A 13,747-nucleotide genomic window follows, 5' to 3' on the forward strand; every position below is an offset into this window, starting at 1 on the left:
GGCCCGCCCCGGAACGAAGGCCGGGGCGGGCCGGTTGGTCAGGGTTGTCTCACAGGCCGGGAATCACCAGCTGCTCGCGCTGATAGTGATAGTCGAACCACCAGTCGTCCCGTTCCTTGATGTTGAAGGACCAGCGGAAGTCCGCGTCGGAACTGATCATGCTGTAGTCCGACGGGCTGGCCAGAGCGAAATTCACCGATTCGCCTTCTCGAATCACCTGGCCCTCGCTGAGCCCCACCAGCCGGGCCTGGCCGGTGCCGCCGTAGGCGGTGCTGACCTCCAGGTCGGTGATGGTGTAGTCGCCCCCGGAGGCGGTCAGTTTGTACATCACCGTCAGGCCCTGGGTGGTGATGTCGTCACTCTGGTAGGGCAAGGTCACGGTGCTGTTGTTGCCCATTTCGCGGGTGGCCAGGTCCTCGGGGACGTCGCCGATGCCCACGGTCGCGCCGGTGTAGATGCCGCCGAGGCTGAGTTTCAGCGACGGGTAGGCATCCGCGTCGACGACCCGCAGGGTCAGCGATTGCGGCTCCGAGGTGTCCATGCCGTCACTGACCACCAGGGTCACGCGGTAGTCACCGGGCACGGTGGGGATGAGCCTCAGGTTTTCCGAGGTATAGGCGTCGGCCAGATTACTGCCCGCGGGCTGCTCGTCCAGGGTCCAGAGGTAATAGAGGTCGTCGAAATCCGGGTCGACCACCTGGGGCAGGATCATGGTGCTGATGCCGGTGGGGGCCGGCTGGGTCTCATCCATGCCCCAGTACGGGTAGAGCGGGTTGGTGTTCACGCCGGAGGAGCGGAACCCGGGCAGGTTCACGGTGGGCGGATTGTTCTCGGACTTGACCAGCAGGCGCCCGAACTGAAACGCGGAGGGACGGTTGGTGGCGCCCAGGGAATCGCGCACCGCCAGCATCACGATGTACATGCCGGGCTGGTCGGGGACGATGCCGGCGCGGGCGTTGTTCAGCACCGTGCCGTCCTGCAGGGTTACGTCCTGGTAGGTCAGCCCCGCGTTGCTGCCGTCGGGTTTGTCGAACAGGGTCCAGATGTATTCCAGGCGGTCGTCGTTGGGATCGCTGCTTTCGCGACCGTCGAACCAGCCGGGGGTGCCCACCAGCACGGTGCCGGAATCCACGTCGATGTGGGCCGAGGGCGCGCTGTTGGCGCCGGTGCGGGCGGTGAAGGTGCGTTGTTCGGGGGCGCTGTCCGCCTCGCCGTCGTTGACGATCATCTGGACGGTGTAGTCGCCTTCCACGCTGGGGGTGAAACTGAACGAGCCGCTGCCGCTGAGATCCTGGGCATCGTAACCGTCCGGGGTGGCGATCCATTGATAGCGCCGGTTGGCGCTGTTGATGCGGTTGCCATCCACGTCGTAGGAGTTGCCGCTGGCCCAGGTGGTGACCCCCAGCTCCACTTCATTGCTGTAGCGCCCGGTGTAGAAGCCGACATGGGGTTTCGGGAACCAGGTCGCCACCGGGGGGGTGTTGGCGGCGCCGGCGGGCAAGGTGACTTCGATGTCGGCGCTGCTTACGTCGCTGATGGAGGTGCCGTCATGGACCACCAGGTAGACGGTCCAGGTGCCCACCACGTCCGGGGTAATGGAGGGCGTGGCGGTGTCCGCGTCTTGCAGGGCGGTCTCCACGGTCAGCGAGGAGCCGCGTGGAATGCTCGCGACGCGGTCACCGCTTTCCGTGTTGGGCGTGAACAGGTACCAGCGATAGCTGAGCGGGTTGCCGTTGGCGTCGGAGCTGGCGCCGCCATCGAGGGTCAGGGTGGTGCCCCGCTCGACGGTGTAGGGGCCGCCGGCATCGGCCACCGGCCGGGCGTTGGCCTCGGCGGCGATGATGGTCACGGTGAGCGGTTCGCTGGTCTGCGCCTGATAGCGCACCGTCAACGTGGCGGTGTAGGTGCCGGCCACGTCGGTGTACAGGCTGGTCAGGGCGGTACCGGTATCGGCCAGGGTGGCGGTGCTGCCGTCGGGGGTCTCGGTGAGCTGCCACTCGTAGCTGAGCAGACTGGCGTCTCCACCGGTGGGCGGCAGGCTCTCGCCGCCGTCCAGAAGCACCGTGGTGCCGACCAGCTCGTTATGTTGTGTCCGCGCCACGGCCACCGGTTCCGGGTTGGTGGCGGTGATGGTGACCTGATCCTGGCCGCTGTCGGCGGTGCCGTCGTTGACCACCAACTGGGCCTGGTAGATGCCGGGCTGGTCGGCGACGAAGGTGGGGCGCTCGTCGGTGTCATCGGACAGTTCAGCGTCGCTGTTGGTCGGTTTGCGCGCCAGCGTCCAGGTGTAGCTGATGTCGGCGCCGCTGTTCGGCGAGCTGCTGGCGGAACCGTCCAGGGTCACGGTGGTGCCCATCTCCACGGTCTGGTCGCTGCCGGCGTTGGCGGTGGGTTTCTCCACGCCGCCATCGCTATCTCCTCCGCCTCCGCCACCGCCACCACCTCCGCCACAGGCGATCAGCAGCAGTGACGCGCACAGCAGGGCGCACGGTGTTTTCAGGAATTGCATGATGCTTTCTCCATCGGGTTCAGAGTGCTTAAAAATTGAGGGTCATGCCCAGTCGGGCGGTGCGTCCCGGCGCCGGGACCATGCCCAGGCTGAGCGCGTCCAGGTAGTACTGATCGGTGACGTTGTCGATGTTGAAATCGATGCTCAGGGTGTCGTTGTGTCGCCAACTGGCGTAGAGATCGACGATGCGGTAGTCGTGCCACGGCACCGGGCTGAGAAAACCGAGTGAGGTGTCGTCGTTGAAGGCCGGCGTTTCGGTGCGCCGCCCCATGAAGGTCACCCGGGTACCAATGTCCAGGCGGCGCCGGAACAACCGGCCGCCCAGGGTGGCGGAGGCGTGCCATTCCGGCGGAATCATGTTGTTGAAGTAGGAGTTGGCGACGCCGTAGTCGTTGCAGCGTTCGCGCCGGTAGCTGCCGTAGTGGCACACTTCGATATGGTCGTATTTGGTACCGGCGAGCTTCATGTAGGCGAAGCCGGCGTCGTATTCCAGGGTCAGCTCCACGCCACGTAGCGAGACGCTTTCGATGTTGCGCATCACGAACAGCTGGCGGTTGTCTTCCCACGTATTGGTGGACGTGCGGGTCAGGTAGTCCTCGGTCAGGTTGTCGAAGCGGGCCAGTTTGACGGCGAGCCGGTCGCCGCCCAGGAACAGGTCCCGGCCCAGGAAGTTGATGCCCACTTCCCGGTTGGTGGCATGCTCGGGTTGGAGCGGCACGTCCAGGGCCGGTTGCACCGACCAGCCCTGGGTGGCCTCGAACAGACTCGGCATGCGCAGCGCCTCGGCGTGCAGGGCATAGAACTGCAGACCGTTCATCCACGGCTCCCAGGTGACGCTGAACACCGGCGCGCTGCCGCTGTTCCTGGTGCGATAGCGGATCGGGTCGCAGGCGCCGTCGTTGTCGTTGTCCACGCAGAACACGCTTTCCACGTAGACTTCATCGATCACCTGGCCGTCGTCGTCGTAGAGTTTTTCGGTGTGCCCCTTCGGCACCACCAGCTTGTGATCGTCGGTTTCCACGCGGGTATAGCGAATGCCGGCGTCCAGGGTGAGCGGCCGGATCGGGCGCCATTGCCAGTTGAGGAAGGCACCCAGTTCGTCGCGGTCGCCGATGCGGCCATAGGCGGTGTTGAGATCCGGGTTGCCCGCCGCGTCCGCCGGCACCTCGGTATCGATGTCTTCCCGTTGCGCGGTGAGTCCATATTTGACGGTGTGGTCGCCCCACCAGGCGAACTGACTTTCGTTGTTCAGATCGCTTCCCCAGCGGTCATAGCGTTCCGGCGAGGGATTGGAGGTGAAGCTCTGGTAGACGTCCTCGGAGTAACTGCGATTAACGCTTGTGGTGTGCGTGTGCCAGAGGTTGAACTGCAGATCCAGCCAGGCGTTGTCGAGCGGGTCCCAGTCGTAGCGGCTGGTATAGGTATGAGCGGTGACGGTGCTGGGGCGGGTCTGCTTGATCTGGTCGAACCAGATCAGTTGCGAGGGCATCAGCTCGCCGTACTCGCTGTCGTAGCGCTGGTAGCTGAGTTTCCACATCTGGTCGGCGGGCAAATAGAAATTGCCCTTCAGCAGCAGGGTGTTGCTGCGATTGTTGCTGTTGACGATGCGCTCCTCGCCACGGAATCGGGACACCCCCTCACGCACCGCGGTGACTTCGGTATAGAACGGCAGCTCGCGGGTATCCAGTTGTACCTCGGGGGTGGGACCGTGGGCACCGGAGTAGTAGTTGCCTTGATCGCGCTGGGCATAGGCGGCGAGCAGATCGAAGTTTTCGAAACGGCGCGCGGCGGCGATGCTGCCGGCCCAACTGCGCATGTCGAACAGCCCCGGGCGGTCCATGCCCTGGTCGGAGCCGAAACTGTCGGGCAGGGCGTATTCGCCTTCGCAGAGGCTGGCCACGGCACAGTCGGTGCGGTAGACGGCACCGGTGCCGTTGATGCCGGACGGCGTGCCGGAGGGGGGCGGCGAACTGCTGTTGCCGATGGCGGTGCCGCGCAGCCGCAGGCCCCAGTCCTTGCCGGGCTTGATGATGTCATTGGCGTCGATGGTGCGCATGCTGACCACGCCGCCGGTGGCGCCGCTGGCGCCGGCGTCCATCACCGGACCCTTGTCGATGTCGATGCTGGCGATCAGATCCGGGTCAATGTAGGTACGTGACGATACCCCGGCGTAGCCCCGGTAAACGGTGGTTTCCTGGCGGGCGCCGTCGACCAGCACCGGCACCCGGCCCTGGCCCTGCATGCCTCGGATATTCACATCCAGACCACCGCTGTTGCGGTTTTCGCCCACCAGCACGCCGGGGGTGCCCTGGAAAATATCGCCCACCGAGGTGCCACGGAAACGTTCGATGTGACCGCGATCGATGACGCTTTTGGAGCCGGCGGTTTGGTAGGTGTAGTCGGAGGGCGCGGTGGCTTGTACCCGTACCGGTTCCAGGGTGGCGCCGGCCTGATCCTCCGGGTGGATGACGGCGGCGTTGGGGCCGGTGGCGCGCCAATCCAGCCCGGTGCCGACCAACAGCCGCGACAGCGCGGCCCCCGGTGGCAGGGCGCCGTTCACGCCGTGGGACTGGCGGCCCGTCGCCAGCTCCGAACGCACCGATACCTGCCAGCCGGATTGCCGGGCAAAGGCGCTGATGGCGCTTGCCAGCGGTTGCGCGGGAATCTGGAAATCCTGGCTGGAGGCGGCCGGTGCGGGATCGGTACCAGCGGCCTGGGCGCCTGTGGTGAATAGAGCGATCAGTACCAGCGCCAGCAGGTGGCATGGTAGCGATTGAGGCATGAAGCGGCTCTCCTGTCCTGGGTTCGAGAATGAGATTTATTCTCTTAAAACCCTAAGACGGAGACCGGGATGTTTTTTCCCAGAAAATTCTACTGAAACACCAATCGCGGCAGCGCCGGCAGGGACAGGATGCGGCCCTGGTGCGGTTGCACCAGATTGTCGAGGGCCTGTTCCGGCGCCGACAGATCAAAGGAACCGGTGACCCGCTGTTCGCCCAGGCGATCATCGGCGAGCAGAATGCCCCGGTCGTCGTAGCGCCGCAGAACGGCGATCACATCGGCGATGGCGGTGTCCACCACGAACAGCCGTTGTTGTTGCCAGGCGCCGACGTCCTCGACGGCCAGCCGGGCCTCGCGCACCTCGCCGTCGTGATAGCGCGACAGCTGCTGTCCCGGCCGCAGATCGGCCAGCCGGCGGTGCTGGTCGGCCACCCGCACCCGGCCACTGGCCACGCTCACGGTGTCCGACAGGGCGCCGATGGCGACATTGAAGCGGGTGCCGAGCACCGTGACATCGAGGGTGTCGGTGCGTACCAGGAAGGGATGGGCGGGGTCCCGGGTCACGTCGAAGAACGCCTCGCCGCGCAGCAGGGTGACACGGCGCCGGCCCTGGTCGAAATCGGTACGCAGGGCGCTGGCGGCGCCCAGATGAACCCGGCTGCCATCGGGCAGCGTGACCAGCCGGGTTTCCTCGGTGCCGGTGAGATAGTCGGCGCGCAGATGCAGCCACAGGGTCGGCAGCAAGGCCAGCAGCAGGCAGGCCGCCGCCGCCAGGGCGGCGCCCCGATACCAGCGACCGCGACGGGCCGGGCGCGCCTGCGCCGGCGGCGCCGGCTCGGCGGCGGGCAGGGCGCCGATCAGCCGCCAGGAATGGCGCGCGTGGCGCCAGGCGTCGCGGTGCTGTTCATCGGCGTCGAGCCAGCGCTGGTGCTGGTCGTGCAAGGCGACGTTATCCGGCTCTTCCTGCAGGCGCATCAGCCAGTCCATGGCCTCGCTGATGGCTTGTTCGCGCGGTGTCGGCGACGTCGTCATGGTTCCGTCCTGCTGGTCCGTGCCCGGATAAAAGAGGCTGATCATGATAGGTGCTTATCCCCTATATGACGAATGAGTCGGGGTAATTACTCAGGGAGATCGGCATTGTCGGAACCGGTCTGGTTGGCCCGGTCCAGATGCAGGGCCACCCGCACCAGGCCCTGATGCACCAAACGTTGGGCGGAGGAGGTGGAAATACCCAGCGCCTTGGCGATCTCCTGCAGGCGCGCGCCGCCCAGGCGATGCATCTCCAGCGCCTTGCGGGTGGTCTCCGGCAGTGCCGCCATGGCGCGGGCTACCTCATGGAGCTGTTCATCATTGATCAGGCTGCGTTCCGGCTCGGGCAGGGCACCGGGGGCCATCCAGCCCTGTGCGTCCTCTCCTTGTTCCTGGCGGTAGCGGTTCTCCACCGTCAGGCGGCGGGTCAGGTCCATGGCCAGATTACGGACGATGCGGTACAGATACTGCGCCGGCTGGCGCGGTGTGTTGGCATTGGCGAAACGCAGCCAGGCGTCCTGGACCACCTCCTCGGCGGTGGCCCGGCTGCCAGTGAGCGGCGTGGCGTAGTTGATCAGCGCGGCACGGTGCTCAAGGTAGACCCTGAGTTTGTCGTCGTCCGCGTGCATGCCGATCACCCCAAGTGCAAGTAGAGAAAAAGCGAAGCTGTTATCGCGACCGGACTTTATTTGTAATGAGAATCATTGTCAATTGACCAGTCCTGAAGCGGTGCCAGCCCGGCGGCGATCCGCAGGGTGTCCGGCAGCGATGCACTGAACATGGGGCCGTGGCCAAGACCGGGGTCGATGCGCCGGCGCACCGTCAGCGACGGGATGTCCGCCAGCTCGTCGCAGAACGACAAGAAGCGCTCGCTGGCCTGGCGGCGAAGCCGCTCCAGGGTGGCCGGATCGGCGTCGGCGGGGGCGCGCAGTTCCTCGCTGCCGCGCCGCAACCAGACCCGCGCCGGTTGTCCCGGCGGGGTCCCGGCAAGGCGTTCCAGGTGCGCGTTCAGCACGTTGTCGCCCCAGCCCAGGGACGGGCTGGTGGGGAAGTAGTCATCGAACAGGGTGGGGCGGCTGCTTAGCGCGAACAGGGTGAACAGGCCCCCGTAGGAATGTCCCCAGAGCGCGCGCCGGGTCGGATCGATGGCCACCGTATCCGCCACGCGCGGGACGATATGACGCTCGATGCGCTCGAGGAACCGTGCCGCGCCGCCGCTTTCCCGATCCGGATGACGGCGGTCGCGCGGGCGGGTGCCGTCCGGTCGGGGTGGCGTGTAGTCCCGTTGCCGGGCGGCGCCGTCGAACATCAGATCGGTATCGTAGCCGATCATCACCAGCACCGGCGGCCGGCCTTCGATCAGCGGCGCCAGCCACTCCTCGCGCAGGCGCGCCAGCGTCGCGTTGCCGTCCAGCAGGTAGAGCACCGGGTAACCGGCGGCGGGGGCCTCGGCACGGGGAATGGCCAGCCAGATGCGGTGGGCGCGGCGGTCGGGTCCGGCGTCCAGGCGCCAGCTTCGCAGCCGGTACCAGCGCGAGCCGGTGTCGGCCAGGGTGGTGCCCATGGTGCGGGTCATGTCCGGTCGCGCCAGCACGGTGGCGGGCAGCAACCCGACCCCGGCCAGGGCGGCGCACAGGGAACGGCGTCGGTGGTCGATGCTCATCAGAAATCCACCACCAGGCCGGCGTTGTAGCGGCGGCCGTCGAGGATGATCTCGAAGTCCTCGTTGGTGACCTGGCGATCGGTGAGGTTGTAGACCCCGGCCTTGAGGGTCAGGTGCTCGCTGGCGCGGTAGTTCAGGCCGGCGTCCACCAGCGAATAACCCGGCGTGCCTTCGGCCATGCTGACCCGGGACTGATAGTCCGAGGTGCGGCCACGATGATTGACCCGGGCCCAGCTTTGCAGCTTGTCGGTGGTTTGCCATTCCAGGCCGGCGTTGAACATGTGGCGGGGAATCTTGTTGAGTGGCTCGCCCTTGAATTCACCGGTGCGCTGTTCGGAATCGGTGTAGGTGTAGCTGGCGTTGAAGCGCAGATCGGTGGCCAGCCGCCAGGCCAGGGTGGCCTCCACGCCCTGCATGCGCGCCTCGTCCACGTTCATGCGGTTGCTGATGAAGTAATAGGCCTCGCCGGAATCGCTGCAATCCCAGGTGGAAGGGTCGTTGCGGTCCGAGGACGGATCGGATTCACACTCCCGGTATTCGGTGATCTTATCCTTGAAGTCGGTCTGGAACAGCATGACGCTGGTGGCGATGCCGGTGGGCAGGTCCAGGGCGAAGCCGGCTTCGTAGTTGATGCTGGTTTCCGGGTCCAGATCCGGGTTGCCCTTCATGATGGCGCGGGGCTGGCCGGCGGCGGACCAGGGGCCGCCGGTGACGCCGCCCCAGTCGTCGGCGGCTTCGCGCAGCGACGGCTGCCGGTAACCGGTGGATACACCGCCCTTGAGGGTGAGCGCCGGGGTCAGGTGGTGCACGGCATAGAGTCGGGGCGACACATGGTTGCCGAAGTTCTCGTCCTTGTTGAAGCGCAGGCCGCCGGTGAGCGACAGCGTGCGGGTCAGCCGCCATTCGTCCTCCAGGAATACCGCGTACTGCCAGCGACTGATTTCCGTGGCGTCGCTGGTGGGCAAACGGTTGGTGGCGTAGTCGGTGAGGTCCTCGTCCTTGTACTGGGCGCCGAAAGTAACGATGTGGCGGTCGCCGAAGTAGGTGGCCTGGGTATTGGCGATCAGGGTTTCCAGGGTGATGCCGTCGCGCAATTCGCCTTCCCGATCCGGGTTCTCGGTTTTTTCGTTCTGTACATAGGACTCGGTGCTCCAGGCGCCGAAGCGGCCTTCGTGGGTGAGGGCGGCGGTTTCCTTGTTGAAGCGCCGTTGCGAGGCTTCCGCGCCGGGCTCGTAGTATTTGCCCGGTGAGCCGTTACGCTCCTGGCGCACCTCGTCGTAGGACACCGCCAGATCGTTGCGGTGATCCGGCGTGAACACCAGTTTGGCGCCGCCGCCGCGTACCTTCTGCTCCTCGAAGCCCTCGAGAATGTCGTCTTCCTCGCGATGGCGGACCTGGCCGTTGACCTGCAGACCCAGTTTGTCCTCGAGCAACGGGCCGGCCAGGTACAGATCCGACTGGCGGGCGTCGCCGGATTCGCTGTTGTCCTGCAGGGTGACTTCGCTGCCGAAGGAACCCAGCCATTGTTTCTGTACCTTGCGGGTGATGATATTGATGACCCCGCCCATGGCCTCGGAACCGTACAGTGATGACATCGGGCCGCGAATCACCTCGATGCGTTCAATGGCGCGCAACGGTGGCAGGTAATTCTGCTCCAGGCCGCCGTCGTTACCGTTGGCGGTGGCTTCGCGACCGGACAGGCGGCGCCCGTCCACCAGGATCATGGTGTACTTGGCGGACATGCCACGCAGGCTGATGTCCTGGCGGGAGCCGCCGCCGGTGATGGTGACGCCGGGAATGTCCTTGAGGGCGTCGGTAACGTCCTGGTAACCATGGGTTTCCAGCTGTTCCCGGTCGATCACGGAAATCGACGCCGGCGCGTCGGCGATGTGCTGTTCGAAACCGGCGGCGGACACCACGGTGACCGCTTCGAGAACATGGTTGTCGGGCTGGGCCGCGTGGGCGGTCTGGGTGGCCAGGGCGACGCCCAGAGCCAGGGCGGTAACGGCGTGGGAGGGGTAAGTCACGATACAAATCCTTCTGAAAAGGCAAACCAAAAAAGCCGACGCCGGGGGCGCTCGGTAAGGCGGCTTTATAGAATATTGCCTCCCATTTGTAAATGAGAACCAGTTAGATTTGAGAGGGCAATGCCGGATGATGGCACCGTCAGGCGCGGCTGGAGAAAAGTGCCGGCCTGGGAGATGCTTGTGGTTTTTCCGGCTGTGAGGAGAAAGGCCATGGGCCAGTTTGATCGTATCGCCGAGCTGATGGGGCCGCCGTTTCTGAGGCTGCTGGGCGTGGAGACGGTGTCCATCGAAGCCGGTCGGGTGGTCTCCCGGTTACCGGTGCGCGAGGCGCTGCATCAACAGAACGGCTATGTGCATGCGGGGGCGGTGGGCACCCTGGCGGATCATACCGCCGGGGCGGCGGCGGGCACCTTGCTGGACGACGCCCACATGCCGTTGACCGCCGAGTACAAGGTCAACCTGCTGCGCCCGGCCCTGGGCGTGGCGCTGGTGTGCGAGGCCACGGTGCTGAAGGCCGGCCGCGCCATCACGGTGGCCGAATCGGAAGTATACGCCGAGGACGGGCACGGCCAGCGCAAGCTGATCGCCAAGGCCACGGTGACCCTGTCGATCGTGCCGGTGCGTTGAGCCAGGCCAGAACCACACCGCAGGAGCGGCTAAAGCCGCTCCCACGGTATTGTTGGGGCGGGGGTCAGTACACCTTGTAGGGCAGGAACTTGCCGGTCATCAGCACGCGCACGCGATCGCCTTTGGGATCTTCCTGGCGCTGGATGTCCAGATCGAAATCGATGGCGCTCATGATGCCGTCGCCGAATTCCTCGTGGATCAGTTCCTTCATGGCGCCGCCGTAGACGTGCACTGCTTCGTAGAGGCGGTAGATCAGCGGGTCCTTGTGCTGGGTGTCGGATTCGCCGCCCTTGTAGGGAACGATCTGCAGCCAGGCCACGGCTTCGTCGGACAGGCCGAACAGCTCGCCGACGACGGCGGCCTGCTCTTTGTTCATGGCCATCTGGCCGAGGCAGGCGGCGGTGGTCCATTCCTTGCTGTTGCCGACGGCGTCGGCCACCGCTTTCCAGGTAAGGCCCTTGGCGACCTTGGCGGCGCGGATCATTTCGGTGACTTGAGTGCGGTTACTGATCATGGTTGCGTCTCCATGGAGTGTGGGAAAAAGAGGGGAGTGTGGGATGAAAAATCAGGCGGCGTCCCGCCGTGGGGCGCGGCCCACCGTCAGGCTGGCGGTGACCTCGCCGTCGCGGCATTGACGCATGGCCAGGTAATCGTCGTCGTCGTGTTCCACCTCCCAGGCCAGGTCGGCGCTGGGAGCGCCGCGCAGCACGATGGGCAGGCGCCGGGTCTTGAGGCGCACCACCGGCGGCCGGTGGCCATAGCCCGGGTGGGGAAGATCCAGCAGATGGTGGGCAATGGCCTCCGCCTGCCGGGGGATCGGCTCGATGAAACGGCACGGCGCGCCGTCGATGCTGATGCAGTCGCCGAGGGCATGGATGCCCGGCTGGCTGGTGGCCAGGGTGTCCCCATCCACCACGATGCCCCGGTCGAAAGCGAGCCCGGCCTGGCGCGCCAGGCGTGGCTCGGTGACCAGGCCGGTGGCCGCCACCACTTGATCGACGTGCAGTCGGTGGCCGTCTTCCAGGGTGAGGTCACGGCCGCCGTCGGCGGCGCGCACGCCGGCTACCCGGGTGCCGCCCAGGAAGGTCACGCCCAGGTCCGCCAGGTGGCGGGTCAGGCGTCGCACCGCCGGGGCCGGCAGCAGATTGGCCAGCGGGCCTTGCTGCTGGTCGATCAGGGTCACGGCATGGCCGGCGTGGGCCAGGTCCTCGGCCAGTTCACAGCCGATCATGCCGGCGCCGACCACCGCCACCCGCCGGGCACCGCCGGCCAGGGCGGTTTGCAGGCCGGCCCAGCCATGCAGGTGGTTGATGCGCCAGCACAGGGTTTCCGGCAGCACCGGCGGCAGCGCCGGGCGGGCGCCGTGGGCCAGCACCAGAGCCCGGTAGGTGAGAGTGCCGCGGGTGGTGCGCAGCTGCTTGAGCGCCGGTGACAGCCCCACCGCGAAGGTGTTGGCGAGCAGGGTAACGCCCAGTCGGCGGGCGGCGTCGGCGCCGCTTTCCCGGGCCAGGGCCGGAGCGTCCAGACCCCGGCTCAGGGCCACCGACAGCTCCGGCTTGTGGTAGACGTCGCCCTGGCAGGCGGTGACCAGGGTGATGGGTACGTCCCGGTCCAGGGCGCGCAGCGCTTCCACCTGGCTCCAGCCGGCGATGCCGGCGCCCACCACCACGATGCTGTCGTCCACCGGCCGCGCCGCCGGCGCCTGCGGCGGATTGATCGCGGCGGCGGGCGGTTCGTAAAGCTCGAAGTCGCTTTTACCGACGCCGCACAGCGGGCATTCCCAATCGTCGGGGATGTCCTCGAAGCGGGTGCCCGGTGGCAGGCCGCCGTCCGGGTCGCCCTGCTCCTCGTCGTAGATCAGGCCGCAGGCCAGGCAGATGTATTGGCGCCAGGGGCGTTGCGATGCGCTCATGATGCCGCCTCCTCGGGCCAGTCCTCCCGGCACAGCCGGTCCATTTCCCAGCGCAGGTGCTTGATCGCCGGGGTGACGATGGCCACGAACTGGGCCTCGCGCAGGCGCCGCTGGGCGGCGGCGGACAGTGCATAGCCCCGGGCGCCCTGGTGCAGCATGGCGGACTGGCTGGCGCGCAGGGCGAACTCGGCGCCCTGGGTGCGCAGGTCGAGCACGTCCAGCAGGTAATCGCGGCTGGTGTCGTAGGGGGTGGCGGCCAGACGCACGGCGCGGGCTTCCAGATCCTCCATTTCCGCGCGCAGTGCTTCCGGGCGCTGTTCCAGGAACTGGTTGACGTGGCCGAGCTGGCCTTCCACTTCCAGGATCGAATCCAGGCTGCCCTGGGCCACGCCCAGGGCCATGCCCGCCTGCAGCAGGATGAAGCCGGCGCGGATGCGCGCCACGAACGGCTGCGCCGGGTCGGCGATCAGCCGCTCCGTGCCCACCGGGTAATCCTCCAGGCGGATGCCCCAGGTGCTGCTGCCTTCCATGCCGGCGAAGGCCGGGCAGGGGCGCAGCTCCACGTCGTCGTCGCAGTCCAGCATGAACATGATTTCGCCTTGGTCGCCGCCCTGGTCGTCGTGGACCCGGGCCAGGGCGCCGCAGTACTGGCCTTTCTGGATATGGCTCACCCAGGGCAGTACGCCGCTGACCCGGTAACCGCCCTGGCCGTCGGGCCGGGCGCGCAGGGCCATCCGTTCAATGCCGGAGAGCGCCTTCATGGGGTTGGACAGGGCGGTGCCGCCGAAGCGTTCGCCGCGCCGGTGGGCTTCCAGGCGCTCCCCGGTCAGGGCCGGGTTGCCGGATTCCGCCATGTACAGGGCGCACACCTGGTGGGTCCACATCAAAAAGCCGGTGGTGCCGCAATGGCGGCTGACCCGCTGCATGGCGGCGATGGCCAGATCGAAGTGGCCACCGCGATCCGCCAGGTGCGGATCGAGGGCGCCGGCCTCGCCCAGGGCCCGGATGATCTCCAGGGGGTAATGGCCTTCCTGGTCAATGCGGTAGGCGAGGGCGGCGAGCGGGCCGGCGGCGATCTCCTCGACCCGCTCAAGCAGGGCGGCGTCGCTGTCCGGCGGCGTGACATCAAGGGGTTGGGCGCTGTTCATGGGCTCCTCCCGGGGCGCCGGCACGAGGCCGGAGCCGCTGTGTGTGGATCG

General features: G+C 66.9%; 10 protein-coding genes. 1 reads left to right on the forward strand and 9 read right to left on the reverse strand.

Annotation, left to right across the window (positions count from 1 at the left end; all coding sequences use genetic code 11):
* Positions 1-49: 49 nt before the first annotated feature.
* The 6 genes from ACLD02_RS14260 to ACLD02_RS14285 all read right to left on the reverse strand — a co-directional run bounded on the left by ACLD02_RS14260 (position 50) and on the right by ACLD02_RS14285 (position 10,009).
* Positions 50-2,509 carry a PKD domain-containing protein gene (locus ACLD02_RS14260; RefSeq protein WP_410299018.1) on the reverse strand — a complete coding sequence of 820 codons (2,460 nt, stop codon included), beginning with the start codon at positions 2,507-2,509 and terminating at the stop codon, positions 50-52.
* A 28-nt stretch (positions 2,510-2,537) separates the two neighbouring features.
* Complete coding sequence (locus ACLD02_RS14265) at positions 2,538-5,291, reverse strand: TonB-dependent receptor domain-containing protein (protein ID WP_410299019.1); 2,754 nt, start codon at positions 5,289-5,291, stop codon at positions 2,538-2,540.
* An 89-nt stretch (positions 5,292-5,380) separates the two neighbouring features.
* Entirely contained in the window at positions 5,381-6,322 is a 942-nt protein-coding gene (locus ACLD02_RS14270) for a FecR family protein (RefSeq protein WP_410299020.1), read from the reverse strand.
* 86 nt (positions 6,323-6,408) lie between these two features.
* Positions 6,409-6,948, reverse strand: coding sequence for a sigma-70 family RNA polymerase sigma factor (locus ACLD02_RS14275; protein WP_203100054.1), 540 nt, complete (start codon positions 6,946-6,948; stop codon positions 6,409-6,411).
* Between the two features lie 56 nt (positions 6,949-7,004).
* Entirely contained in the window at positions 7,005-7,982 is a 978-nt protein-coding gene (locus ACLD02_RS14280; protein ID WP_410299021.1) for an alpha/beta hydrolase, read from the reverse strand.
* The gene (locus ACLD02_RS14285) at positions 7,982-10,009 is read right to left on the reverse strand and encodes a TonB-dependent receptor domain-containing protein (protein WP_338015152.1); all 2,028 of its coding nucleotides are present in this window, start codon (positions 10,007-10,009) and stop codon (positions 7,982-7,984) included. The genes ACLD02_RS14280 and ACLD02_RS14285 overlap by 1 nt, the downstream gene beginning before the upstream one ends.
* Positions 10,010-10,219: 210 nt before the next feature.
* On the opposite strand from ACLD02_RS14285, the gene ACLD02_RS14290 reads away from it, so the two are divergent.
* On the forward strand, positions 10,220-10,636 hold the full coding sequence (locus tag ACLD02_RS14290) for a PaaI family thioesterase (RefSeq protein ID WP_203100050.1): 417 nt from the start codon (positions 10,220-10,222) through the stop codon (positions 10,634-10,636).
* A gap of 64 nt (positions 10,637-10,700) precedes the next feature.
* Here ACLD02_RS14290 and cynS read toward each other — a convergent pair whose 3' ends face one another.
* From cynS to ACLD02_RS14305, 3 genes are read right to left on the reverse strand one after another with little or no spacing between them, the layout of a single operon-like run.
* Positions 10,701-11,150 carry a cyanase gene (gene cynS, locus ACLD02_RS14295; protein WP_203100048.1) on the reverse strand — a complete coding sequence of 150 codons (450 nt, stop codon included), beginning with the start codon at positions 11,148-11,150 and terminating at the stop codon, positions 10,701-10,703.
* 51 nt (positions 11,151-11,201) lie between these two features.
* The gene (locus ACLD02_RS14300) at positions 11,202-12,548 is read right to left on the reverse strand and encodes an FAD-dependent oxidoreductase (RefSeq protein WP_203100046.1); all 1,347 of its coding nucleotides are present in this window, start codon (positions 12,546-12,548) and stop codon (positions 11,202-11,204) included.
* Complete coding sequence (locus ACLD02_RS14305) at positions 12,545-13,696, reverse strand: acyl-CoA dehydrogenase family protein (protein WP_410299022.1); 1,152 nt, start codon at positions 13,694-13,696, stop codon at positions 12,545-12,547. The genes ACLD02_RS14300 and ACLD02_RS14305 overlap by 4 nt, the downstream gene beginning before the upstream one ends.
* Positions 13,697-13,747 lie beyond the last annotated feature (51 nt).

The organism is Alloalcanivorax sp. C16-2 (assembly GCF_046507615.1).
Classification (GTDB): domain Bacteria; phylum Pseudomonadota; class Gammaproteobacteria; order Pseudomonadales; family Alcanivoracaceae; genus Alloalcanivorax; species Alloalcanivorax marinus_A.